The sequence below is a fragment of the Anseongella ginsenosidimutans genome, assembly GCF_008033235.1.
Classification (GTDB): domain Bacteria; phylum Bacteroidota; class Bacteroidia; order Sphingobacteriales; family Sphingobacteriaceae; genus Anseongella; species Anseongella ginsenosidimutans.
Genome location: NZ_CP042432.1, coordinates 1,476,106 through 1,500,463, shown reverse-complemented (window position 1 = coordinate 1,500,463; position 24,358 = coordinate 1,476,106). Strand labels below are relative to the sequence as shown.

The window sequence follows — 24,358 nt, the reverse complement described above, 5'->3', positions numbered from 1 at the left end:
ACTACCGTTACGGTTTGTATGAAAAAAGTATTGTATTTCTTCCCCGAAAACCCCCTGGAAAGAAACGCCGGGAACAAAACAAGAGCGCTTCAGTTGCTTCAGTATTTCAGGGACAGGAAACTTGCGGCGGATCTTATGAGTACGGATCTTTGGCTGAGTCCTTGGAACAGCGAAGACGTCGAAGCCTTCCGGAGGAGCAAGCTTGCCGGAGATATCCGGTTGATGGAAAAAAAGCCGGAGAAGAACAACCTGATCGATTATTTTTTCAACTACAAGATACACCAGATCCCTTACCGGAAGAAGTTCGATAAAAGTCAAATTGGAATGCACAGCCATGCGACCTGGTACTCACGGTCAACGTTCCGCGAACTGGTACGGCAAAACGAATATGATTACATTATTATCAGCTATATTTATTGGGCGGAGCTTATCCATGACATTCGGTCTTTCAGCAAGGCAAGGACAATCATCGATACCCATGACTTCATGACCTCCCAATGCCGGCAAAATAAGCACTTTCAACTGGGGCCGTTTTTTGAGGAAGAGATCAGCCGCCTGAGAATATTTGATGAAATATGGACGATATCGGTTGACGAACAATACTTGTTCAGCCGGTTTTGCCAGGGGAATGTCAGGTGGGTACCGCCCATGCTGGATGCTCCGGCTGTGCCGCTGCCGGCAAATACAGCAGGCAGGCCCTACGACCTTATTTATGTCGCCAGCGACAATCCCCATAACCTGATCGCTGCCGACTGGTTCTTTAAGGAAGTCCATCCCAGGCTTCCGGAACAGGTACGTATCTGCGTGGTCGGCAAGATCAGCTCACATGCAGCCGATCACCCGAACGTGATCAAAATACCCTTTGCAGAAAATATCGGAGAATACTACGATCAGTCGAAGGCCGCTGTTTGCCCCATCCTCAGCGGCACCGGGACCAAGATAAAAGTGGTGGAGGCCATTTCGCACGGCTTGCCGGTGGTATGTACAACCCGCGGTACCGACGGCCTGCCCGACAAGATCAACAACGGTTGCCTTGCCGCTGACGACCCGCAGGATTTCGCCCGGAACATTTCCGCCCTGCTGGCAAATACCGGATTTTACCAGGAACAGGTTAACTTAGCAGCGGCGATGTTTTTCAGCCATTTTGAAAAGAATCGTTGCTATCAGGAGCTGGATGAGATATTCGGAGTATAATATATGGTACGTCTTTCGGTATTGAACAGGAAACTGGAAAACCTCAGGGCGCTTCTGAGGTATCCGGTCATCGCCTGGAACTTACGCAACAGAAATTTATTCTTTTTCTTCCCGTTCTGGTCCGTAGGCGGAGGGGAACGGGTGCATGCCGATATTCTCCGGGCGGTAAGAGATGCCAAACCCGTATGTTTTCTCACCGAAAGATCACCGAACGACGGCTTTAAAGAGGAATTCCGGCGATATTCCTCCGCCATTCCATTAGACAGGTGGACGGAAAAACCCTCTTTCAAACGCTTTATGCTGAAAAAGATGGCCGAAATCCTAAATAGCCACCGGCATCCGGTTGTCTTTGGTTGTCACAGCCGGTTCTTCTATGAACTGGTCCCCTTTATGAAAGACCATGTAAAAGTGGTCGATCTGATACATGCGTTCACCTATGATCCGAACGGGCCGGAAGTGTATAGCCTCCCTCATGTCCGGCGGATGAATACACGCGTTGTCATCGGGGAAAAGACCAAAAATGATTTCCGCGAATTTTATCGCCGGCACGGTATTCCCGAAGAATTCCTGGACCGTTTCAGGATCATTCCCAACCAGGTGCATGTCCCGGAACAAATACCGGCGAAAGACTTTAGCGGAAAGCTGCAGATCCTGTTTGTATCACGTAACGCACCGGAAAAAAGGCCTGAACTGTTCGTGGAGATCGCCCGCGAATGTTTACACCGGCTCCCGGGGGCAGAATTTATCATGATCGGCGATTTCGCCGGCCTGCCCGGCCCGGTTCCCTCCAATGTCCGGATAGCGGGAGAGATCTCCAGACGGGACACCCTCTTCGCCTTTTATGAGAAAGCGCACCTGATCCTCCTCACTTCCTGGCGGGAAGGCATGCCGCTGGTGATCATGGAAGGAATGAGCCATGGAGTAGTGCCTGTCACCACAGCCGTAGGCGAAACGCCGGCTTACCTATCGGCTGACAAATACCGGAACGGATTCCTGGTAGAAAACCATGAAAATGCGGAACAGATCGTGAAGGATTTTGTCCGGCAGATAACTTATCTTTCGGAGAATAGAAAAATACTGGCGGAATTCAGCGGCAATGCCAGGCAGTTTGCACGCGAGCGTTTCGGCTCGGGGAACTTCTCGGCAGCCTACCGAAAACTACTGCTTGGAGAGGGTTAGCGCTGTGTTAAGCGCTATTTAATTATTTATGTCATGTTCAGAAAATTTAAAAGGCTGCTCAAGGGGAACAAAGCAAAAAAGCAACAGCTGCCCGCTGCGTTCCTGGAGGAATTCAGCAGGTTGAAGGAACTGGAAGGCGCTGCCGGCAAGCGTTTCACACTTGATGAAGCAGATTTTTATCCATGTCTTGATGATAACACCAGTTATACCGGCTTCGACCGGCATTATATTTACCATCCCGCATGGGCGGCACGCATTCTGCGCCGGGTCAATCCTGAAAAGCATATTGATATCTCTTCCACGCTTCATTTCTGCTCCTTATTATCGGCCTTTATCCCGGTTGATTTTTACGATTACCGCCCGGCCCGCCTGGAGTTAGACGATCTCCGTTCCCTGCCGGCAGACCTGCTGGCGCTGCCCTTCGAAAGCAATTCCGTCAGATCGCTTTCCTGCATGCATACCCTGGAACATATCGGCCTGGGCCGTTACGGCGACCAAATGGATTACGACGGGGACATCAAGGCAGCCGCCGAACTGGAGCGTGTACTGGCCCCCGGAGGGCACCTGCTCATGGTGGTCCCCGTCGGGCATGAAAGCCGGATCTTCTTTAACGCCCACCGGATCTATACCAAACAACAGGCATTGGGTTTGTTTCCCGGCTTAACGCTGAAGGAGTTCGCGCTCATTCCTGAAGACGAAGAGGACGGAGGGCTGGTAACAGACCCCGGCGAAACCCTGCTCAGCAAACAGGTTTACGGCTGCGGCTGCTTTTACTTTACCAAGTAGCCGCTTTATTTTACTATGGAGTAAATGAAGATCGTTAAATTCTTAGGAGGCCTGGGCAATCAAATGTTCCAATATGCCTTTTACTTATTCTTAAAACAGCATTTCAAACAGGTAAAGGCCGATATCACAGGTTTTGCCGGTTACTCCCTGCACAACGGTTTTGAGCTGGAAGATGTATTCGGCATCCGGCTGCAGCAGGCCGGCCCTTTCGCGATTCGCCTCTATACGCCGGAAAGGCGCGATTGGGCTACACGGAAACTCCGACGGCTATACGGAACAAAAAACGCCTGGTATCCGGAAGAAAAAGAATTCACCTATGACCCCCTGATTGCCGTCGATAAACACCCCCGTTATTACTGGGGATACTGGCAGCACTATGATTATATAAAAGATATTGAGCCGCAGCTAAGGAAAAACTTTCAATTCAGGGAAAGGCTAAAAGGCGAAAACAGCAAGTTGTTAAACGAGGTAAGCGGGCTTGAAACAGTTTCCCTCCACGTAAGAAGGGTGATTACCTGGGTCATCCCCTGCTGGGAGCTATTTGCGAACCGGATTACTACCGGGAAGCCATTGCCCGCATGGAGCAGGAGCTGCAGGACCCCGTCTTTATCGTTTTCTCCGATGACATCCCCTGGTGCGAAAAGTCCCTGCCATTGACGAACGCCATCTATGTCAGTTGGAATACCGGGAAAAACAGTCACCTGGATATGCAGCTCATGAGTTGCTGCCGGCATCACATCATTGCCAACAGCAGTTTCAGCTGGTGGGGGGCCTGGCTGAACAAGGATGAAGCGAAAAAAGTGATTGCCCCCGGCAAATGGGTCAATTTACCGGGAACCGATAGCAGCGGGCTTCTGCCCCCCAACTGGACACGTATATGAGCAGTCATCCCGCAGTTACTGTTTTCATGGCCGTGTACAACGGCGCCGCCTGGCTAAAGGAAGCGATCGACAGCATTCTTACCCAGTCTTTCGCGGATCTCGAACTCCTGATCATTGACGACGGTTCCACCGATGGCAGCAGGGCCATCATTGAGCGCTGCGGTGACCGGCGCATCCGGCTTTTGCTTAATGAGCAAAACAAGGGAATCGTATATACCCGTAACCGGGGCATCCGCGAGGCCAGGGGCAAATTCATTGCCATCCTTGACAGTGACGACATCGCCATGCCGGGGCGGATCGAACGGCAATACAAGCACCTCAGGGCACATCCTGACCTGGCAATATGCGGTGGACATGCAGAAGTGATCGACCAGCATGGAAAACCGACAGGCGAATACTACCGGATGCCGGTAGACATGGCCGAAGCCGGCGCGGAACTGCTGTTCAGGAATACGCTGGTCAATTCTACCGTTATGTTCCGTAAGGATGCAGCGGAAGCAGCCGGAGGGTACCGGGATACCGGGCTTTGCGAGGATTACGACCTTGCCTTACGTTTGAAAGAACGCCATCAGCTGGATAATCTTGATGAAGTATTGGTAAAATACCGGGCCCACGGCAGCAGCACCTCCTCGCGGCAATTCCGGGAGATGCGGAAAAGCGAAGAACGTATCCTCCGGGACCTGCACCAAAGAATGGGCATCCCCTGCGACGAACAGCTGATAAAGGTCCACCTCTCTTTTATCCATCCTTCCCCCGGCCTTTTTCCCATCATGGATTATTTCAGGCTGTTCAAAGAGCTGAAAACAGCCAACGACCGCCTGGGCTTTTTCCCGGAGAAAACCCTGAACCGCCTGCTGTTCACAAAATGGTACGAGCTGATCAGGCAAACAAACGCGCCGAAAGCCCTAACTTTGTTTTTTAAAAAGCCTTTGTTCCATCCCGCTTATGCCACATTCAAAAGGATCAGAAAAATTGTCCGGCAAGCGTTTAAGCGGCGCCGTCCCCACAACGACCACAAATAAAATGATATATGCTAAAAAGACTTATCAAAGGATACAGCAAAAAGAATGAAGAAGAACAGCTGTTTCAGGAATTCCTGGAACAAAAGCCTGTTTTTTCGCAGTTTGTTGAATATTTGAAGCTCGGGACCCATCTCCCGGCCCTTCATATTGTAAAACAGAATAATATACGCAAGCTTCAAAAGGAATACGGGCTTACTACATTTGTGGAGACCGGTACGTTCATGGGAGACATGGTGGAAGCCCAGCGGACCTGTTTTAATAAAATATATTCCGTTGAACTTAGTAAAGACCTTTACCATCAGGCTGTTGAACGATTTGCTGAATTTCCCCATATAAAAATCATTCAGGGCGATAGCGGAGTGATCCTGAAAGACCTGTTGAAGGAGATAAATGAACCTGCACTATTTTGGCTCGACGGCCATTATTCAGCCGGAATTACTGCGAAAGGAGATAAAAACACCCCCATAGAAGAAGAGCTTAGCGCGATCCTGAATCAAAAGCACGATCATATAATACTAATTGACGATGCCCGCCTGTTTATTGGTGAAGGTGATTATCCTACCATAGACGAAATTTCTTCATTCGTACTCGGACAGGATGCAAGAAGAATGGTTTGCGTGGCTGACGATATAATACGAGTATTGGTAAAATGACGCAGCCTTCTCGGAGACGCTGTAATTTAACCGCAACAAACACTCTTACAGCGGCGAAGGACATACAATTCCCACCGAAAACCCGTACATTTGTAAACTTTTTGGCCTTTTATGCATTTTAGTTTAGAAGGAAATATTTAAGACGATGATCGAAAAATTAGCTGCGATAAAGGAACGATGGGAGAAAGTGGAGCAGGACCTGGCCAGCCCCGAGGCAATGGCCGATATGAAACGGTTTGCCCAGCTGAACCGCGAGTATAAGGACCTTAGGAAGATCGTAGAGCAGTACGAGCTATACCGGAACATACTGAGTAATATCGACACCAATAAGGAAATATTAGCTACGGAAAAGGACGAGGAATTCCGGGTGATGGCGCGGGAAGAACTGGACCAGCTGATTGAAGAGCGGGAAAATAAGGAAGAAGAGATCCGGCTGATGCTTATTCCCAAAGATCCGGAGGATGCGAAAGATGCCATTGTGGAGATCCGGGGCGGGGCCGGAGGTGATGAAGCTTCGCTTTTTGCCGGCGACCTGTACCGGATGTATATGCGCTATTGTGAAGAAAAGGGGTGGAAAACGGAACTGGTTGACTTTACTGAAGGAACAGCCGGCGGCTACAAAGAGGTCATTTTCAATGTATCGGGCGAAGATGTGTATGGTACGCTGAAGTTTGAATCGGGGGTTCACCGCGTCCAGCGCGTGCCGGATACCGAAACCCAGGGAAGGGTGCATACTTCCGCCGCTTCCGTGGCGGTGCTGCCCGAAGCCGAAGAGATTGATATTGAAATAAAGGAAAACGAGATCAGGAAAGATACTTTTTGTTCTTCAGGGCCGGGAGGGCAGTCGGTAAATACGACCTATTCCGCCGTGCGGCTGGTGCATATTCCTACGGGTGTGACGGTGCAGTGCCAGGATGAGAAGTCCCAGATCAAGAATTATGAAAAGGCGCTGAAGGTGCTTCGCTCCAGGTTATATGAAGCCAAGCTGCAGGAACATATGAATTCCATCGCGGCCAAACGCAAGACCATGGTATCCAGCGGCGACCGTTCGGCCAAGATCCGCACTTATAATTATCCCCAGGGAAGGGTTACCGATCACCGGATTGGCCTTACCCTGTATAATCTTCCGGGAGTACTCAACGGCGGAATCCAGGAAATGATCGATGCGCTCCAGTTCGCCGAAAACGCGGAAAAGCTGAAGGAAGGCACTACCGTTTAAAAACATAGTGTAATTTTTACAATTTCCTTTGGCATAACCCTTGCATTTTAAAAAAATATTTGGGATTTTGCGATGCTGCCAGGTTAGCGCCCGGCACCAAACCATTGAATTTATAATAATTATGAAAAAATGTTTTTTAATCGCCTGCTGCCTGGGATCAGCTATGTTCCTGTATTCCTGCGGCGGAGGCGGAACCAAGGAATCAACTTCTGAAACAGAAGACACTACGGCAACAAATGAGGTAAACGAGATCGGAGCTACGGGAGATGCGGTAGACATCAGCAAGCCTTCGGATTCCAAAGGTGTGGGCCCGGTTAAAGATTACGAAGTAAAACCATTTAACGCGGATCTCGCCGCCAAGGGAGAAATGCTTTTCACCAGCAAATGCGCGGTTTGCCACCGGCTGGACACCAAGCTGATCGGGCCGCCCCTGCAGGGCGTAACCGAAAGGCGCACACCGGAATGGATCATGAACATGGCCCTGAACCCGATGGAAATGCAAAAGTCAGACCCTGTTGCAAAAGCGCTGCTTGACGAATACAAAACCCCGATGACCGACCTGGGATTAACCCAGGAAGAGGCAGAAGCTATTTACGAATACTTCCGCCAGGTGGACGGAGCAAAATAATAACGCCTACTATGGATGGCCCGCGGATCCTGGGGTTTAAAACTAAAAAGCCGGAAAGAATTATCTTCCCGGCTTTTTTTTGTCCTTAATTCAGGGCGATAAGCCCGAATCCGGCGATTACTTCTATGCCTTATCGAACTGCATAGGGGTTTGGCGGTCCTCCGCAGTCACATACCGGATATTCGGGTCGTAAGCCACGCCCAGCTCATCCAGTACATCCTTAGGGGCGCCATCCCATACGTAGGCCGTATTCCCCTGGTAACCGATATCTTCGATACCGATCTTGCTGCTCCAGAAGCCACTGGCCACCAGCCCGCGAAAGCGGTTGAAGAAACCAACGCCGCGCTGCATCTCCGGCTTGGCTGTTTCCGGCCAGGCAATTTCATCCAGCATCGCTGTCTGCTCGTTCTGGGCGCAATCCTTAAATGATTTCCCGTAACGGTTCAGGCACTCGATATCCAGCCAGCGGAGCCCGCCGCGAACAGGCGTCTGGTGATGCGGCTGATCCTTCACCGTAAATTCAATGAATGCCGGCACGCCCGCTTCTTCCGCGTTCCCGGAACGGTCATCCGCCGGAATGATCAGGTTGGCCAGCACCGTAATCGTGGCCATCTCATGATCCGTGAAGAATTTTTCCTTCATCAGCCGGGCGTCGCGCTCCACTTCATGCGCCGGGCGCTGCTGATCGCCTTCTACCGCTTTATGATCGTGCGCGCCATGCGCACCCTTCTCTTCGTCCTTTTTCAGTTCGCAGCCGGTCAGCACGGTCCCGGCCGCTATTGAGCCGAGGGTAAGTACTTTGAGTGATTGTCGTCTGTCCATTTCTTTCGATTTAGATATTCTGCTTTTTCAACTGATCCACTATGTATTCCGAAGTACGCATAGAAAGCGCCAGGATGGTCCAGGTAGGATTCTTGTCTGCCTGGGAAACAAAAGACCCGCCGTCCACGACGAACAGGTTTTTCACATCATGCGCCTGGCAATACTTGTTCAGCGCCGATCTCTTCGGATCGTCGCCCATGCGAACGGTACCCACTTCGTGAATGATCCTTCCGGGGGCTTCCAGTCCATAATTCGTCTCCGGACCCGGTTTCGACCCGGTCAGTTCCGCGCCCATTGTATCCAGGATCTCTTCAAAAGTATCCTGCATGTGTTTGGCCTGGTTGATCTCGTGATCCGACCAGGTATAATTGAACTTCAGTACCGGTATGCCGAACTTATCCACCACGTTAGGGTCAATCTCGCAGTAATTATCTTCGCGGGCAATACATTCGCCCCGCCCCGCAAAACCGATAAAGGCTCCGTAAAAACGGCGGTAATCATTCTTCAGCTCCGCACCGTAGCCGCCCCCGCCCTTAGGCTTTTCCTTGCCGTTGGGACCGAAAGCGCGTCCGTTGTAGTTTTCAATACCCCAGCCAAAACCGTAACCGGGCATTCCCATTCCGCCGCCCACTTCAATATGGTAGCCGCGGGGGAAATTCAGTTTCTTGTTATCCAGCCACCAGGGCATGTACACATGCATACCGCCCACCCCGTCTTCATTATAGCGTTTCCGCTCCATTAGTTCCGGAAGCAGGCCGCCCCTGGAAGCCCCGGTTGAATCGTGCAGGTATTTACCGACAATGCCGCTGGAATTAGCCATCCCGTTCGGATGCCGCGAAGATTTTGAGTTCAGCAGCAAACGCGCCGACTCGCAGGCACTCGCCGCCAGCACCACCACCTTTGCCGATACCTGGTATTCCTGGAAATTATTTACATCCACATAAGAAACGCCCGTAGCCTTTCCGCTATCATCGGTCAGCACCTCCCTGGCCATGGCGCCCGTAAGCACCGTGAGCCGCCCGCTTCCCATCGCCGGCTTGATCAGCACCGGCCCCGATGAAAAATTGGAATAAGTAGAGCATCCCCTGTTACACTGCGAACAATAATGGCAAGGCGCCCGGTCATTCAGCGGCCGCGTAAGAATAGACAGGCGCGAAGGAATAACCGGAACATTGATCTTATCGCAGGCTTGCTTGATGAGCAGCTCATGCGCCCGCGGCTTCGGCGGCGGAAGAAACAACCCGTCCGGCTCGTTCTCTATCCCTTCACGGGTCCCAAATACGCCAATCAGCTTGTCCACCCGGTCATAATAAGGCGCCACCTCCTCGTAAGAAATAGGCCAGTCATCACCCAGCCCGTCATAACTTTTATGTTTAAAGTCCCTGGGCCCGAAACGAAGCGAAATCCGCCCCCAGTGATTGGTACGCCCGCCCAGCATCCGCGACCGGAACCAGTCAAACTGCGTCCCGTGCGCCTTTGTATAAGGCTCCCCGTCAATTTCCCATCCACCATAAGCTGCATCAAACTCCCCGAAAGGCCGGTACGTACCCGCCCCCTGCGTGGAGAATCATAAGGCCATTTGAACATATCGCCCTTCGCCGAGTCGAAATCCGGACCCGCCTCCAGTACAAGCACTTCGAGCCCCGACTCTGACAGCACCTTTGCCGCCATGCCGCCCCCGGCTCCCGAACCAACGATACACACATCAAAAACCTTTGGATTTTTTTTGATCTGAAGTTGTGCCATATTCAGGTTAAGTTTAGTATTCAGCCCGCCATGCCCACCGGAACCGGCGACATTTAAAGCTCCTCAAGATAATTAATTTTTCTCCTTCGCCAAACAACGCTTTCAAACTAAAACGTTTAAGCAGGAAATCTCTGCCAAGATAGAAAAAGATTAAAAATATCCATGCAAAAACAATTTCTTCATTGACAATTCAAATCCGAAGTGTATATTTGCAATCCCAATTCGGCAGGGGGTTGCCGGGAAGCAGCGGAACAAATCCCGCAAGCGCCCACATCGTCCCCCCGAAAAGGCAAAACGGTTCGGTAGTTCAGCTGGTTAGAATACATGCCTGTCACGCATGGGGTCGCGGGTTCGAGTCCCGTCCGGACCGCTTTTCAGAGATTAGATTGATTGAAGCAGGTTGAAAAACCTGCTTTTTTTGTGGTGTGCCCGGCAGGGCACAGCCTCTCGGAGGTGAAAGTCCTCTACAGGCCCGGTAAGGGGAACTGTTAGCCGAGCGGCAAGGGTGTCCATCGCGAGGTGGAATCTGAAGGAAGCCGAAGGCAAAGCGTTGGCCTGACGAACAGGAATCGCATATAAGGCATACATGCCGGACAAGGAGGCCATCATCTCTAAAGTCCTGTACTTATCCGGAAGGCATGGATGTAGATGCGGCAGGTATAAGCGTGAAGGAGCTGTGCATTACCCGGGGAGACCTGATCGGAAAGTTAGCGGAGGGGACGTGCGGTATCCCTGTAAGGAACAACCCGGATGAAGACATCCGGCTGAGCGATCAGGAGTCAGCAGAGGCCATAGTAGTTCTACTATCCGGAACGAAGGGCCGAACCAATGATTACGGGAAGGAGCTATCATGTTACAGAAGCAAGAAGCAGAAGCGAATGGTGGAAGCCATTTGGCCAGGGGTGAAGGACGACTACCGGAAGTGGTCGGGAAAGCACCTGGTGCGGATACTTCTATACCCGCGGTAGAAAATCCGACCCCAGTAAAGAAGTATCTGATAGAGGAAATTGTTAGTAAGGAGAACATGGAGCTTGCCTACCGAAAGGTAGTGGGCAACAAAGGCTCGGCGGGGATAGACGGGATGGAAGTCAGCCAGCTGCGGCCGTATCTCCAAACACACTGGCAACGAATCAAAGAAGAGTTGGAAGGGGGCATCTACTGCCCCCAGCCGGTAAAGAAGGTAACCATACCGAAGCCGGGAGGAGGCCAGCGAATGCTGGGTATCCCCACGGTCACCGACCGGCTGATCCAACAAGCTATCCAGCAAGTATTGAGTCCGATCTGGGAACCCACGTTCTCAGATCAGAGCTACGGTTTCCGTGCAGGGCGCAGGGCATCATCCGCAGTTGAACAAGCAAAGACTTATCAGGAGCAGGGCTACAAATACGTAGTGGATATGGACTTGTCAAACTTTTTTGACGAGGTCAACCACCGAAGACTGATGAGCCGGATTATGGAAAAGACCCGGGGAGAATGGCAGCTGCACCGCCTGATAGACCGTTGCCTGAAAGCAGGTATAATGGAGGGCGGGGTGCTGGAACCACGCAGTAAAGGCACTCCTCAAGGGTCACCGCTATCGCCGCTGTTGTCCAATATCGTATTAGACGAACTGGACAAAGAGTTGGAGAAGCGGGGCCATAAGTTTGTCCGATATGCTGATGACTGCAACGTGTACGTGAAAACCAGGCAATCCGGGGAACGGGTATATGCCTCATTAACACGCTTTTTGGAAGGGAAGATGCGGCTGAAAGTGAACAAGGAAAAGAGCAAGGCAGATCGTCTGGGAAAACGAAAATTCCTGGGCTTCAGCTTCTACTGGAAGAAAGGCGGGGTGGGGATCCGGGTATCCCCCGAGAGCCTGAGACGTCTCCGGCAGGAACTCAAGAGGCTATTCAGGCAAGGTAGAGGGAGAAACATAGGAAGGTTTATCACTGAACAGCTCAACCCTCATCTCAGGGGCTGGCTGAATTATTACCGTATAGCGGACATGAAAGGGATTGCGGAGGAGCTGGATGAATGGATCCGCAGGCGGTTACGACTGATCAAGTGGCGGCAATGGAAACGAAGGTGGACAAGACGCCTGCGTCTGATGGCCGCAGGGCTGTCGGAGGAGCGAGCTGTTCAGTCTTCGTTCAACGACCGCGGCCCATGGTGGAATTCCGGGGCCAGCCACATGAATCAAGCCTTTCCTAAGAAGTATTTCCGACACCTTGGCTTAGAAAGCCTGCTGGACAGATATTTGATTTACAAGAAAACAGTAGGCACTGGAACCGCCGGATACGGAACCGTACGTCCGGTGGTGTGAGAGGACGGCGAAATCTAACAATTTCGCCTCCTACTCAATTCCTGAGGGCGATTTTTGGTTTAGAGGGGTTTGGGGCGATTTAAGGAGATTTGCAAAAAAGAACCCCTAAAAATTTGGATCGGGGGTGCTTTTTCTCTACCTTAGGGAAACCAACCAATCAACTGAACCGATCATGAAAAGAGCAATCAAACTCGATTGCGGCATTCGCTTTCGTCTGCGGGAACCTAACGCCGCCAAATCCACTCCAATTATTTGCATCGTCGAATACGACGCTAAGCCAGTCGTTAAGATACCTACCGGCGTAAAAGTTAAACCTGCCGACTGGTCCGACCGGAAGCAGGAAGCAAAATCCGGGTTGCGCAATTTGCAAGCCGGGGACGCCTATGCAATCAACACTACTCTTTCGCGCATTAAGCTTACTATTCAAACACGTTTCCGGGAATACGTATTAAAGCATCATATCTATCCTGCCAAACCTGTATTTAAGGAAACTGTCATGCGGGAGCTGCGCGGCGAACCAAGGCCCGGAGAGGCCGAAAAGACCAATGACCCTTCCCTGCTTAATTTTATTTCCGGACAAATCCTGGCCGCTAAATCCGGAACCCGCATCAAAATATCCGGATCGCGCAGGGGCACCCGGTTCGCTCCCGATACCATCCGGGATTATACCGTCGTACTGAACCTGCTGCAGCGATTCTGTGCCGCGGAGAAAAAGACCGACCTCACCTTTGACGACATCACCCTGAATTTCTACCGCAAGCTGCAGGAATACATGTACGGCGATATGGGATATTCCCTGAACTATTTCGGCAAAATCGTCAAAAGCATTAAGGCGTTTATGCGAGAAGCGCAGGAGCTCGGTTATCACAAAAACGAAGCTTATAAATCCAGCCGATTCGTAAAGCCCCAGGAGGAAACCGACGCCATATACCTGAATACGGACCAGCTCGATGCCTTGCTCCGACTGGACCTCTCCCGATCCGCAGCGCTTGAGAACGCCCGCGACCTGTTCCTGATCGGTTGCTGGACCGGCCTGCGATTCTCCGACCTGTCCCAGCTCAGCAAGCAGGACGTAGTCGGCAGCGACTTCATTCATATCAAAACTCAGAAAACCGGCGCGACGGTGGCTATTCCTGTATTGCCTGCGCTGAAGGAGATCATCAGCCGGTACCAGGGCCAGACCGAAAGCTCCCTGCCCCATCCCATTTCGAACCAGAAGCTGAACGCTTATATTAAGGAAGCCGGGAAAATGGCCGGCTTCGACCAGCCCGTCGAGATCACCAAACCTGTAGCCGGGGAGCGGAAAACGGTTACCGTTCCCTTTTACCAGCTCATCACCACGCACACCGCCCGCCGGTCTTTCGCCACCAATATGTACCGGACTTATGGGCTGCGCCCTTCCACCATTATGAAAGTAACCGGCCATAAAAGCGAAGCCGTCTTCTTCAAATACATCCGCATCACCCCGGAAGAAAACGCCCGGATGATCCTAGAGGCCGTGATGAAGAAAGAAGCGGCCAAAGCAGAAAGGAGTACCATACATGGATCTTAAAGAACGAAAAGCATTTGAATCAGTCAGGAAGGAGGCGCTTTGGTTCGGCAAAGCTTTTCTTGCGTCGAAGGGAGGTACCGCCTGGGACGGGGCAAAAGGGCTCTCCGGGCTTCGTATCGCACCCTGGTTCGATTATTATTGGGGACTGATCCATGGTCGGTTCGAAGAGTGTTGCAAGCATTTAGGCGACTTCCGCCTCGAAGCGTACGATAAAACGATGCTTTTGAAGGAGGTTTCCGGCCTGATTGAAGCGGTTACTGCTTTTGATATTCCACCTCCGCCGAGTGATACCCCACAGCAAAAAATGAAGTGGGAACGATTGCCCGTTACTCCGGCTTTCGTGAAGCAGTATCAGGACAAACTTGATACGCTATTTGATAAGGATATTATCTATAATGCGCCCTGGAATGAGCGGAACTCGGACAATTCGCTTGTGATCATTTCGGCTGATAATCGATTTTATAAGGATCATTTGCTGGCTGTTTATACAGACCTGTTGGAAACGCTAAACGCATTGGCGCCACCACGGCCTGATCCCGAATTGAAACATAAGCCTGAGCACCTGGAAAAGGAAGTCGAACGGCTGAAAAACGAGATTGAGGCGCTAAAGAAGCAACAGCCTGGCTCACCTAACGACGAGTCAGCGCAAGAAGATCAGGCGAGCGAAGACGGCTCCGGCCACAACCTGGTCTATCGAATGGTCCTGCTGCACCGTTTAGGCTTCCTCGACAAAAACCGGTGGCCCGAAAACGCTACCCAGGAACAGATCAGCAATGTATTAGCTGCAATACTCGGCAGCCCCCAGGCACCGGCAAAAATGTCAACCATAAAGCGGTATCTCAAAGGACTGGTGAACCAGGACTATGACGGACAGAAGATCGAAGAAAAATACGGTCCTCGAGTGGAGGAGTTTTTGAAGGAGTGTTATCGAAGAAAGTGATAAAGCATTTATCCTTCTTTGTATCAGTACCTTTAACGTTAAAATACTTTTCAACTTTTGGCAAAAGTTAAGCCGATTTGCCAAACGTTGATTTCTAGGTAAGCAAAATAATTATGTTACCCTTTTATGCATACTTGTAACATGAAATCGGTGCACAAAGAGATTTTTGACCGGGTAGGCACGCTTAAAGCAGGCGCTATCGTATTCCCTACGGATTTCAGGGGTATCGGTACTGAAGATGCTATTAAGACGGCTCTGTATCGAATGGCGAAAGAAGGTCAGTTAGAACGATTAGCCCATGGTATTTACTATTTACCTAAAAGCCATCCGGTAGTAGGCAAATTATTGCCCTCGCTTGAAGAGGTCGCCTATGCAATTGCTGAACGTGAACGGGTACGCATACGTCCAGCCGGCGCATATGCGGCCAATAAGTTAGGCCTGTCTACACAGGTTCCTACACAATTGGTTTACATTACCGATGGACAACCCCGGCAAATTAAAATCGGAAAAGGCAGCATTAGGTTCAAGCCCACAACACCAAAAAAATTTGCGATGACAGGGCAAATCAGCAGTTTGTTGATCCAGGCGCTGGAGGAAATGGATCTCGAAAAAATTTCCTCGGAAATGAAAACCCGAATCAAGCAGTTACTTGAAAAAGAAACACCTGAAAATCTTCTGGAGGACATTAAACTTGCCCCGGCAAAGGTGAATGATTTCCTTATTAATATCTATTTTAAACCGAACCGAAAAAACGAATTCCTTTCGAAGATCAATTCGTTGTGAAAAGTGAACAAACATGTTTGATCATATCAAATATGTTCATTATTTTTGAGTGTTCACGTTACGTGAACATATTAAAAAAGTGAACAATGGATGCAAAAGAAGAAGATGTTCTCAGGCAGGCTTTGGATAAATTACAGCTCATAAACGGTGTCAACGCCAACTGGGAACCCGCGATCCGACAAAAGGATGCGGAGATAGATGGAAGGCTTTTGCTTGATTTCCAAAACGTAAAGATACATTTTAACGCTGAAATCAAACACGAGGTGCGTCATTACCAGCTAGAAAAGCTAATTGCCCTCGCGGGTAAAAATGAGCCGTTCATGCTTATAGCGAACCGGATTTTCCCGGATATCAAAAGACAGCTACGTGAACATGGCATAGCCTACCTTGATGGAGCCGGCAACTTATACGTGAACCATAAGGGACAACTGGCATGGATTGAAGGCAATAAGCCGCCTGCCGGGCAGAAGAAACCGCCAAACAGGGCTTTTACCAAGGCGGGCCTCAAAGTCTTGTTTTTTTTCCTCAATGATCCTGAACGGCTTAACATGACCTATCGAGATATTGCGGATGGTGCCGGCGTTGCTTTGGGGAATATAAATTTGGTATTTGCAGGTTTAAGAGACGGTGGATTCCTCCTTCAATTGGATAAAAAAAACGTTGCATTGCAAAACGAAGAAGAATTGCTTGAAAGATGGATAGCCGGATACCGGGAAACGCTGAAACCAGCCCTGCATTTGGGGAATTTCCGCATGATAAATAACATCGCCGACTGGAAGGAGCTTCGATTACCCGATGGGGTTATTTGGGGCGGTGAGCCAGCAGCAAACCTTTTAACCAGAAATTTGAACCCCGAAATACTTACGGTTTATACACAGCTGCCAAAAAATGAGTTAATGAAAACCCTGAGACTGATGCCGGATGCTGGTGGCAATATAAAGATATACCAGAGATTCTGGGCAGATACGGAGCCTGAAGTTCAAATGACCCCTCCCTTGCTCACATACGCGGATCTGCTGATAACAGGTGACTCAAGGTGTATCGAGGTTGCCGCTACCATAAAAAATGAGCATTTACAGTATTTAACACATCAATGAAACCAACAGACCTAAAACCCGTACTCGACACAATCGAGAACACATTTGCCACCCTGAGTATCGATTATTACCTCATTGGCGTCATGGCAAGGCAGATTTGGTATGGAAAAGCCGGAATTTCGATTAGGGCAACGGCCGATGTCGATTACACCATCCTGGTAGGCAGCCATGAAGAATATTACAAATAAAAAACTACCTTAAAAAAACGAGGGATGATCACAATTGATTTTGTTCAGGCGTTAAAGTAGATGTCTATTTCTTTAAAGGCTAAAGGATTTTTTTGATTACCTCGATCCCCCATGGTACAAATCGAAGCGATTTCTAGAAGGGTTGGAAAAATTAGCGCGTCTTACTAGCGCGCTATCTATCGACTCCTTTTTTCTTCATTACCCCATAATTGCCCCGGAGCTGCCTGTAAAACAATCTCTTACGAAATATAGGAGTTTTTAATGGCTTTTGTTATTTTTGAGGGAACTAACCATAAAAACCATGGGAAAATTCGTTACGAAAACGGCTCAAAACGGGCATTTTTTATTTCAACCTCAAAGCAGGAAATGGGGAGATCATCCTATCCAGCGAAATGTATACCACCCGGTCTGCCCGGGATAATGGTATTGAATCCCTAAGAGAGAATGCCCCAAATGCGGAGGTAGTAGAGGAATAGTATTACTTTACCAGTATTTCGGAGATCAAGACCCCTTTACAAAGTAAGAGTCAATGCTATGCCTTTTCTGGCATTGCCAAATGCAATCGCTATTTGCTCACGGATTTATACCTGTTCCCATATATTATATTCCCAATAATTTTCATGAAGAGCAATAAATGCAATAGAGACTGTTTAAAGGGGACAAAGAGTGTTATTATCCCGGAATTGAAAAGGATAAATAAGCATATTAGCTATGATACGCAAATAGGCAACATTTAAAGAGTCAATGAAATATATAAAAGATTCGTTTTCAAAATTTAAAAAAGATGTCCTTTCGAACGTCTTTTATGACTTAATGAAATATTTATTTATTTCATTCATTTTGGTACTTATCTTAAAATTCATCCCAATTGCTAAGGAAAAGCTTGAGTTAGATTTTTCAATTTCTATTTGGGTAACAATGCTTTGTTCTCTGTTTTTAATTGGAATTAGCTTCTCAATCTCTTTCTTTCTATTTAACAGTAGGTTTCAGAAACTACAATCTCAAAATAGGATTGATGAATTAACGGGATTAAAAAATTACAAAGCACTAGAATTAGATTTGGATGACTTGAATAATAGTTGGGTTTCAAGAGATGAACCAATTTCTATAATTTTATTTGATATAGATAATTTTAAAAAATTCAATGAAGACCACAACTATGAAGTAGCTGACAGACTTCTTACAAAATTGGGCAAGATGTTATTTAAAGACAGTAGAATAACTGACGAAACGTATAGATACTTTATGCGTGGTGATGAATTTCTAATCATAGCCAGACAGACCTCAATATCCAATGCTCAAATTGCTGCAGAAAGAAAACGAAAATTGATTGCAGACACTGCATTTAATATTGACGGAGAAAGCTTCAAACTAACAGTTTGCTGCGGAGTAACTGAATTTAATAAAGGTGAATTAAAAACCGACGTATTAGAAAGAGTTAATCAAGCATTGCAAAACGCAAAAAAGAAACCAAACAAAAATTGCACTGAAATAATAGTTTGATAATATGGCAAAATATACTGAAGACCAATTGACCAATTGGACAAAACCACCAAGTGATTCTGAGCAGACAAAACTTGAAAACTCTGAGCGCATGGTGCGAGACGCTATAAATTCTGACGAAAAGCTAAAAAAGAAATCAACTGAAACGTTCGGACAAGGCTCATATGCGAATAATACAAATGTAAGACTTAATAGTGATATTGACATCAATGTTAGATATACAGGTGGATTTTACTATGACCTTCCAAAAGAAAAGACGAAAGAAGATTTCGGCATTACGCCAACCTCATATACTTTCGCAGAATTTAAAGATGATGTGGAAAATGCTCTTGTAAATAAATTCGGTAGAACTGATGTAATAAGAAATGATAAGTGCATAACAATCAAAGAGAATAGTTATAGAATTGAAACTGATGTGGTTCCAACTTGGAATTATCGAAGGTATTCAGCGGATGGCAATTTCGTACTTGGCGCAAAATTTATGGCTGATAAAGGAATTTGGATAGAGAACTTCCCGAAACAACACATTGATAATGGTATCAGGAAAAACAATAACACCGCTAGGAGATTTAAAAGACTAACTCGACTTCACAGAAAATTAAGGTACAAAATGATTGACGATGGTGAGAATGTCAGTGATAATATTACCTCATTCCTTCTTGAATGCCTTGTTTGGAATGTCCCAAATGACAAAATAAATAATTACTACAGTTGGACTGAAAGGTTAAAACAATCGATCATCTTTATATACAATGAAACTAAGGAACACGAGAACTGTAAAGAGTGGGGTGAAGTTTCAGAATTATTTTACTTGTTTCATAGCAGTCGCAAGTGGACATATCAAGATGTGAATTCCTACATGTTGCTTCTTTGGAATCATTTAGAATTTTAGATATGGTAACATACAATATTAGAGTTTTTGGGTTTACTATTTTAGGGTTGGCATTTTTGACCTACATAATAATTTTTCTTTCAACCCAAAACTTGGTGAGCATTGATTTTAATAAGGCTTTGACCCATATTTCTACGACAATTTCAATTAATGTGGTTCTTTGGACTTTATTTATAAGGTGGGGTTGGAAATGGAAGCTATTTTATCCTTGGCTCGTACCTTTCCCAAATCTATCAGGCGAATGGGAAGGGGAACTAAAATCTAATTGGAAGGAAAAATCGCTGGACCCAATCCCAACTGAAATAAAAATATCACAGACTTTTTTCAATGTTCAAGTGAAAATAAAAACCAAAGAAAGTAGAAGTCACAGTATCGGAGCGTCCTTCGACATTGATAAGGAACGGGGATTAGAACAATTGATATACTCTTACATAAACACACCAAAGCCAAGTGTTAGAGAAAGAAGCGAAATTCATTATGGTTCAACCTTATTGACATTTGAAGGATTTAAAGTCAATGAAATGGAAGGGCAGTATTGGACAGACCGGGAAACAACAGGAGAAATTAAATTGAAAAAAAAATTGCTTAACAACACCTAAGAAAGTGCCTTATGGATCAATAATGACGATATGAGAATAAGATTACCACTCTTTAACTTTAAAACGGAAGATATAGAAGAGCCGAAGTATCAATCAAGACTAAAAACATAAATCAGGACTATTATTAAATAAAATCTTTAGCTAATCCCTTCACATCTGCTTCAAATAGCTTCAAGTATTTCAAAACTATCTTCTATCAGTGCTTTTTGAGAATCGTCGTTGCTTTTTAACAACGCACGTTCCTCTGTTCCATTTCCAATACATATCATATGCGCGTTATCTTTAAATATATCCGCTTTATACTGGCCAATACGAGAATCTATATTACTATCATCGGCTATAGATAATATAGTTTGGGTATCTCGGGGAAAATTTGCATTTATGAAATTCAGGATTTTAATTCTATTGCCGCCCTCGACATCCTCTTTAAATATGCTATCGAGAATAAAGGGTAACCTATGAATAGTGACTGTATCAGTTATTAGATAATTAAAAGCAAAATGATAACTCATAACGGCGAGGTGTAGGTGTACCCCCTGAAATGGAAAGGACGAAATATCATAAAGTTTGCTAAATCTATCTTCCGAGACGTTAGGCAAACCTAAATCACTAATGTACCTAGAATATATGTCTTTAAAAACCTTGTTTTTCTTCTCTCTCTCGAACAAAATTTCATCTTCAGTTTTGTAGTCCTTTAGTCGTTCCCTTTCAGTTTCCAATTCCAGTGTCAGCTGTCCTATCTGCTTATTTAGATTTTCAAGAAGCTGTATATTTACTCGGTGATCAATATACTTTTCCAGCGTTACGTCTTCCTCGGAATATCTATTAAAAATTTTAAAAGAAGCACTCATATCACTTCGCTTGATTTCAATCTTTTTTGAAAGCGCGTTAAGCGTCGATTGCGTTTGCTTGATCTTTTCTTTTAAATCTTTCTTTAACGCAATAGTATCGTTTCCCTCTTGAAAAAAGGCATAGGCATTCTCAATACCTGAAGGCAAAATCTGATTACAAGTGGGGCAATTATCTTTTCCAGGTTCTTGGTTTTGATGGTTTCTTTTAACCTTAGAAACCACAGCGAGCCTTTTACTGTAGAAAGTAAGCTTATTTGAATTGTCTACGTAATCATTTTCCAGATCCATTAATTTTTCTTTATTTCCTGTTATTTCTACAAGTAGTTGGTTTGCCTTGCCATTGAGCGCTTTGGTAACAGCATTCGCTAGTTTAAAATCGGGGCTATCTCTTTCTACTTCAGTAAAGAATTTTATCTGGCTGTTTAACCTACTAATATTTCTTTCAATCTTCCTTTTTTCTTCTCTATCCAATGCGCTTTCAATTCCCAAATAGTAGTCAAGGAAATCTTCTTTGAAATTTTTGTAAAAATTGAGATTAGTAAATGACTTCCTAAGATAAACCCACCCAACTTCCTGGGAGATATAATATGGTAGAAATATAGTTTCTATGGGTGCTTCAGACACTCCACTATTTGATTCTAGTTGCAGGCCGAAGTTGAAAAGTTTACTGAAATACTTCTTTAACTTTATATGCTCTGCTGAGCTGTCGCCGCTAATCCCATTAAATCTTAAAACTTTTCTGCCCTTTTCCCTGATAAATAAAGTTTCATCTTGCCTAAGAAACACATAGGGTTCACAACCTCGTTCTCTGGTGACGGTACAATCTAATCTTACAAAGATCTCTTCAGAGAGAATCTCTGCCAGCTTTATTTTATTATCATTAATACCAAACGCAAAAAGCAATAGCTGAATTAAAGTACTCTTTCCTGACGTGTTTTTGCCATAAATCACATTTAGCCTGTCTTTAAATTTTGTATAAAAGAATTTGTTGTTTCGTTCGCTATATACTAATACGCTATTGATATAAAGTGTCGTCTTCATATTCTGTATTTTTAACTTCTACGAAAGCTGCTGCGATCGCTGCCTTTAATTGTAAGTCAGAAAGGGTAGATGATTTCTCATCATTAAATTTTCGCAGAAAACCTATTATACAAGCCCTATCAGTAGTGTGTTCTCTTAGAAGGTCCTTATTTTCCGCAACAAAGGCAAAGATTTTTTTATGCTCACTCTCGTTAATATCTTTAAATTTGTCAAAGCTATTTTGATAATGAAGATCAAATGCTGGACTATCATATAGACTGACATTTAATTCTTCACGTATTCCCTGTCCTTTTTCCCTCCAAAAATTAAATGCAAGCTTTTTCTTTGTAAGAATACCGATTATGGGCTCGATTGTAGTTGATTCTATTCTTTTTCTGTTATCAGCTAGCTTCGCTACACCTCCTTGGTTGAATTTTCGTTCAATTTCTGCAAGGGCATAATATAGTGTCTCATATGCAGCTTTGTGATCTTCAATACGATTACCAAACACCGTACGAAACATTCCTTCTAATTGCTCCCTCTGCGCCTTCGGCGTTCTCCCTAAATCAATAAACTTAAAGACTATAGTGTCTAAATTAGCTATACTTTGTTGGGTAAAGGTTACCTCTCTGTTGCCTCTTAATAGCTTGTCCTTAATGTTTTGATCAAGATCAACATATCTTTGTGTTACCGAAGATTCATTAACCGTACAAGTAAAACTTTGGCTGTTAACCCTGCATTTAAACTCGATTGAATTGTTGGTCGCAAAATGATTATCCTGAAAAAAATCACCTGCTTTAGGATGAGGATCGTCTAATATAGATTGACCAGTTTCCGTGATTTTATGAATAATCTTAAGAAGGGCGTTTGTTGCCCATTTTGACGAGGACTTCTTAGCTTGGTAGGTTTGGATTCTGGATAGTTCGGCTTCGTTATTCAAAAATCCGAATATGATATCCTCTAAATGTTCTATAATAATAAAATAGCGTTGGTCTTTTAAATCGTTGTAACTCTCCAGAAACAAATAAATAGCGCAGTTTTTCTGAAAGTCCATCCCTATGTTGGCATGAACCCCTGCATTTACTTCTTGATTGCTGCTATTCATTATTTAATGTATTCCACTTGATAAGTTAGACTATTTTATTTGAAGCGGGCATACTTATAATCACGCAATGCTCCATTTTACTTTTTCATCAAAGCCTGTAAACTTTCGATTTTCGTCTGCAATTCGTCGAAAGTAATTATCTCCACATCACGGCTATTGCTTCTATATAACTCAAACGAATACCGTTGTTTTTCTGACAGTTCTTGTATACAACCAATAAGGACAACACACTTAGAATTGAAAGTTTCAAATTCCTGTTTCGTTTTGACTTTGATCGAATAAAACTCCTTCTGAAAACTATCTCGCTGGTTTAAGACCTGATTTATGCTGCCTGTTACATCCTTTGTCGCACTAAAAACATCGTCCCCACGGTAGGCGGATTTTTCAAGGAGTTTGGTTCTATGGGTCTTAATCTCCAAAAAAGACACGTTATCACTTAAACTATTTTTAATTAAGAAGTCATTATGTTTTCCATTCTTATTGTCTAAAGTTTTGCCCCCGACATATGCTTCATCTCTATATAAAATTACTGGCTGTGCGAAAATTGATGAAAATATCCAATTATGTAGTTTGAGAAAATTTTGCCACTTTTTTTCTAATGAACTTCCATCAGTAGAAAGCTTCATTAGCTCTTTATATTCTTTTAAAGTTCCTTGGATATATTTATTGTCGACTAGTTCCTTTGTTTTTGCTAGGGACTCCACTGTCAGAAAATCCGTTTTTAAAGATAAGGTCTTAAAAAGTTCAATTATGGCATCTTTGTCTCTACTTGAGAACTCATCTAAAGACTTCCCCCAGCTCAGAAGTGATGTCGCTATTGTATTGGGAATATAACTAGCCTCTGGCTTTTCTATATCCAATGGGAACAAGCTAGATAACACATTTATCAAAACGGTATTAACTTCATCCTTGTTCTTCTTAAAAACACTATCCAAACTATCATTTAACTTTTTAAGGCTCTCTTGATTTAGGTATAATACCTTGGCTAAAATATCCATTTTGATTTCTCCATCCTTTTCAATGAATACTTCTTTAAAATCGAAGGATGCATCAAGGTATTTTGAGAATGGATTAAGCCGTTTTGTAAACCCATAGCCATTTTTTACTGATTTATTAACCCCAACGGGAAGCCTATTTTTGAAACCCAAAAACGAGAATTTCTTTATGGTCTTGTATTTCTGTCCACCTTCAAATCCTCTTGGATAATGTATCACTAAATCCTTCTTCTTATAGATAGTCTTGGATCTCTGCTTTATTCCAAGTTCAGAATCTATATAATCATAGTGTGTCAAAGTTGTTGTCTCTTTGACCATTCGTTCTTCCTTAACGTTGGGCATGATCTATACTTTATAATGAAAGGATGCAATGGATAAAATCGTATGCTATTATATAG

The 24,358-nt window shown here is 45.5% G+C and carries 25 protein-coding genes and 1 tRNA gene; 21 read left to right on the top strand and 5 right to left on the bottom strand.

All coding sequences use genetic code 11. From position 1 onward, the window contains the following. The first annotated feature begins 18 nt into the window (after window positions 1-18). The 9 genes from FRZ59_RS06365 (at window position 19) to FRZ59_RS06330 (ending at window position 7,562) form a co-directional block, all read left to right on the top strand. Complete coding sequence (locus FRZ59_RS06365) at window positions 19-1,194, top strand: glycosyltransferase family 4 protein (protein ID WP_132130129.1); 1,176 nt, start codon at window positions 19-21, stop codon at window positions 1,192-1,194. 3 nt (window positions 1,195-1,197) lie between these two features. Then, the gene (locus FRZ59_RS06360; protein WP_132130130.1) at window positions 1,198-2,373 is read left to right on the top strand and encodes a glycosyltransferase family 4 protein; all 1,176 of its coding nucleotides are present in this window, start codon (window positions 1,198-1,200) and stop codon (window positions 2,371-2,373) included. Between the two features lie 33 nt (window positions 2,374-2,406). Further along, on the top strand, window positions 2,407-3,159 hold the full coding sequence (locus FRZ59_RS06355; protein WP_132130131.1) for a DUF268 domain-containing protein: 753 nt from the start codon (window positions 2,407-2,409) through the stop codon (window positions 3,157-3,159). Window positions 3,160-3,183: 24 nt separating this feature from the next. Then, window positions 3,184-3,816: an O-fucosyltransferase family protein gene (locus FRZ59_RS18930; protein ID WP_225975221.1), complete on the top strand. Its 633-nt coding sequence runs from the start codon at window positions 3,184-3,186 to the stop codon at window positions 3,814-3,816. Then, window positions 3,699-4,040 carry an alpha-1,2-fucosyltransferase gene (locus FRZ59_RS06350; RefSeq protein WP_225975271.1) on the top strand — a complete coding sequence of 114 codons (342 nt, stop codon included), beginning with the start codon at window positions 3,699-3,701 and terminating at the stop codon, window positions 4,038-4,040. The genes FRZ59_RS18930 and FRZ59_RS06350 overlap by 118 nt, the downstream gene beginning before the upstream one ends. After that, window positions 4,037-5,062, top strand: a complete 1,026-nt coding sequence (locus FRZ59_RS06345) for a glycosyltransferase family 2 protein (RefSeq protein WP_132130133.1) — start codon at window positions 4,037-4,039, stop codon at window positions 5,060-5,062. Before FRZ59_RS06350 ends, FRZ59_RS06345 begins: the two co-directional genes overlap by 4 nt. Window positions 5,063-5,070: 8 nt before the next feature. Continuing rightward, a complete protein-coding gene (locus FRZ59_RS06340; protein ID WP_132130134.1) occupies window positions 5,071-5,715 on the top strand; it encodes a hypothetical protein in 645 nt (214 codons plus the stop codon). Window positions 5,716-5,860: 145 nt separating this feature from the next. Next, a complete protein-coding gene (prfA, locus tag FRZ59_RS06335) occupies window positions 5,861-6,934 on the top strand; it encodes a peptide chain release factor 1 (protein ID WP_132130135.1) in 1,074 nt (357 codons plus the stop codon). A 121-nt stretch (window positions 6,935-7,055) separates the two neighbouring features. Further along, the gene (locus FRZ59_RS06330; RefSeq protein ID WP_132130136.1) at window positions 7,056-7,562 is read left to right on the top strand and encodes a c-type cytochrome; all 507 of its coding nucleotides are present in this window, start codon (window positions 7,056-7,058) and stop codon (window positions 7,560-7,562) included. 123 nt (window positions 7,563-7,685) lie between these two features. On the opposite strand, the gene FRZ59_RS06325 is transcribed toward FRZ59_RS06330, so the two are convergent. Together FRZ59_RS06325 and FRZ59_RS06320 are read right to left on the bottom strand one after the other, a co-directional pair. Next, on the bottom strand, window positions 7,686-8,384 hold the full coding sequence (locus FRZ59_RS06325; protein ID WP_132130137.1) for a gluconate 2-dehydrogenase subunit 3 family protein: 699 nt from the start codon (window positions 8,382-8,384) through the stop codon (window positions 7,686-7,688). Between the two features lie 10 nt (window positions 8,385-8,394). Further along, window positions 8,395-9,822 (bottom strand): GMC oxidoreductase, encoded by a 1,428-nt coding sequence (locus FRZ59_RS06320; RefSeq protein WP_225975220.1) that lies wholly within the window; start codon window positions 9,820-9,822, stop codon window positions 8,395-8,397. A 604-nt stretch (window positions 9,823-10,426) separates the two neighbouring features. Between FRZ59_RS06320 and FRZ59_RS06315 the strand changes: the two genes are divergently transcribed. The 12 genes from FRZ59_RS06315 to FRZ59_RS06265 all read left to right on the top strand — a co-directional run bounded on the left by FRZ59_RS06315 (window position 10,427) and on the right by FRZ59_RS06265 (window position 19,989). After that, window positions 10,427-10,500, top strand: a tRNA-Asp gene (locus tag FRZ59_RS06315). Window positions 10,501-10,768: 268 nt separating this feature from the next. Beyond that, a complete protein-coding gene (locus tag FRZ59_RS18490) occupies window positions 10,769-11,098 on the top strand; it encodes a hypothetical protein (protein ID WP_132130826.1) in 330 nt (109 codons plus the stop codon). A gap of 56 nt (window positions 11,099-11,154) precedes the next feature. Further along, window positions 11,155-12,435, top strand: coding sequence for a group II intron reverse transcriptase/maturase (gene ltrA, locus FRZ59_RS06310; protein WP_225975245.1), 1,281 nt, complete (start codon window positions 11,155-11,157; stop codon window positions 12,433-12,435). Between the two features lie 172 nt (window positions 12,436-12,607). Next, window positions 12,608-13,987, top strand: coding sequence for a site-specific integrase (locus FRZ59_RS06305; protein ID WP_132130671.1), 1,380 nt, complete (start codon window positions 12,608-12,610; stop codon window positions 13,985-13,987). Next, a complete protein-coding gene (locus FRZ59_RS06300) occupies window positions 13,977-14,927 on the top strand; it encodes a hypothetical protein (RefSeq protein WP_132130670.1) in 951 nt (316 codons plus the stop codon). Before FRZ59_RS06305 ends, FRZ59_RS06300 begins: the two co-directional genes overlap by 11 nt. A 141-nt stretch (window positions 14,928-15,068) precedes the next feature. After that, entirely contained in the window at window positions 15,069-15,710 is a 642-nt protein-coding gene (locus FRZ59_RS06295) for a DUF6088 family protein (RefSeq protein ID WP_132130669.1), read from the top strand. Window positions 15,711-15,796: 86 nt separating this feature from the next. Then, window positions 15,797-16,807: a type IV toxin-antitoxin system AbiEi family antitoxin gene (locus tag FRZ59_RS06290; protein WP_132130668.1), complete on the top strand. Its 1,011-nt coding sequence runs from the start codon at window positions 15,797-15,799 to the stop codon at window positions 16,805-16,807. Then, entirely contained in the window at window positions 16,804-16,995 is a 192-nt protein-coding gene (locus FRZ59_RS06285; protein WP_132130667.1) for a hypothetical protein, read from the top strand. Before FRZ59_RS06290 ends, FRZ59_RS06285 begins: the two co-directional genes overlap by 4 nt. Before the next feature lie 392 nt (window positions 16,996-17,387). Continuing rightward, the gene (locus FRZ59_RS18920; protein WP_225975270.1) at window positions 17,388-17,471 is read left to right on the top strand and encodes a YegP family protein; all 84 of its coding nucleotides are present in this window, start codon (window positions 17,388-17,390) and stop codon (window positions 17,469-17,471) included. A gap of 268 nt (window positions 17,472-17,739) precedes the next feature. Next, window positions 17,740-18,498 (top strand): GGDEF domain-containing protein, encoded by a 759-nt coding sequence (locus tag FRZ59_RS06275; protein ID WP_132130666.1) that lies wholly within the window; start codon window positions 17,740-17,742, stop codon window positions 18,496-18,498. A gap of 4 nt (window positions 18,499-18,502) precedes the next feature. Continuing rightward, window positions 18,503-19,390: a nucleotidyltransferase domain-containing protein gene (locus FRZ59_RS06270; protein WP_132130665.1), complete on the top strand. Its 888-nt coding sequence runs from the start codon at window positions 18,503-18,505 to the stop codon at window positions 19,388-19,390. A 2-nt stretch (window positions 19,391-19,392) separates the two neighbouring features. Next, entirely contained in the window at window positions 19,393-19,989 is a 597-nt protein-coding gene (locus FRZ59_RS06265) for a Cap15 family cyclic dinucleotide receptor domain-containing protein (RefSeq protein ID WP_132130664.1), read from the top strand. Between the two features lie 161 nt (window positions 19,990-20,150). On the opposite strand, the gene FRZ59_RS06260 is transcribed toward FRZ59_RS06265, so the two are convergent. From FRZ59_RS06260 to FRZ59_RS06250, 3 genes are all read right to left on the bottom strand, one after another. Continuing rightward, window positions 20,151-21,881, bottom strand: coding sequence for an ATP-binding protein (locus FRZ59_RS06260; RefSeq protein ID WP_132130663.1), 1,731 nt, complete (start codon window positions 21,879-21,881; stop codon window positions 20,151-20,153). After that, on the bottom strand, window positions 21,856-22,965 hold the full coding sequence (locus FRZ59_RS06255; protein ID WP_132130662.1) for a dsDNA nuclease domain-containing protein: 1,110 nt from the start codon (window positions 22,963-22,965) through the stop codon (window positions 21,856-21,858). The genes FRZ59_RS06260 and FRZ59_RS06255 overlap by 26 nt, the downstream gene beginning before the upstream one ends. A 77-nt stretch (window positions 22,966-23,042) precedes the next feature. Then, window positions 23,043-24,302: a Shedu immune nuclease family protein gene (locus tag FRZ59_RS06250; protein WP_132130661.1), complete on the bottom strand. Its 1,260-nt coding sequence runs from the start codon at window positions 24,300-24,302 to the stop codon at window positions 23,043-23,045. Between the last annotated feature and the right edge of the window lie 56 nt (window positions 24,303-24,358).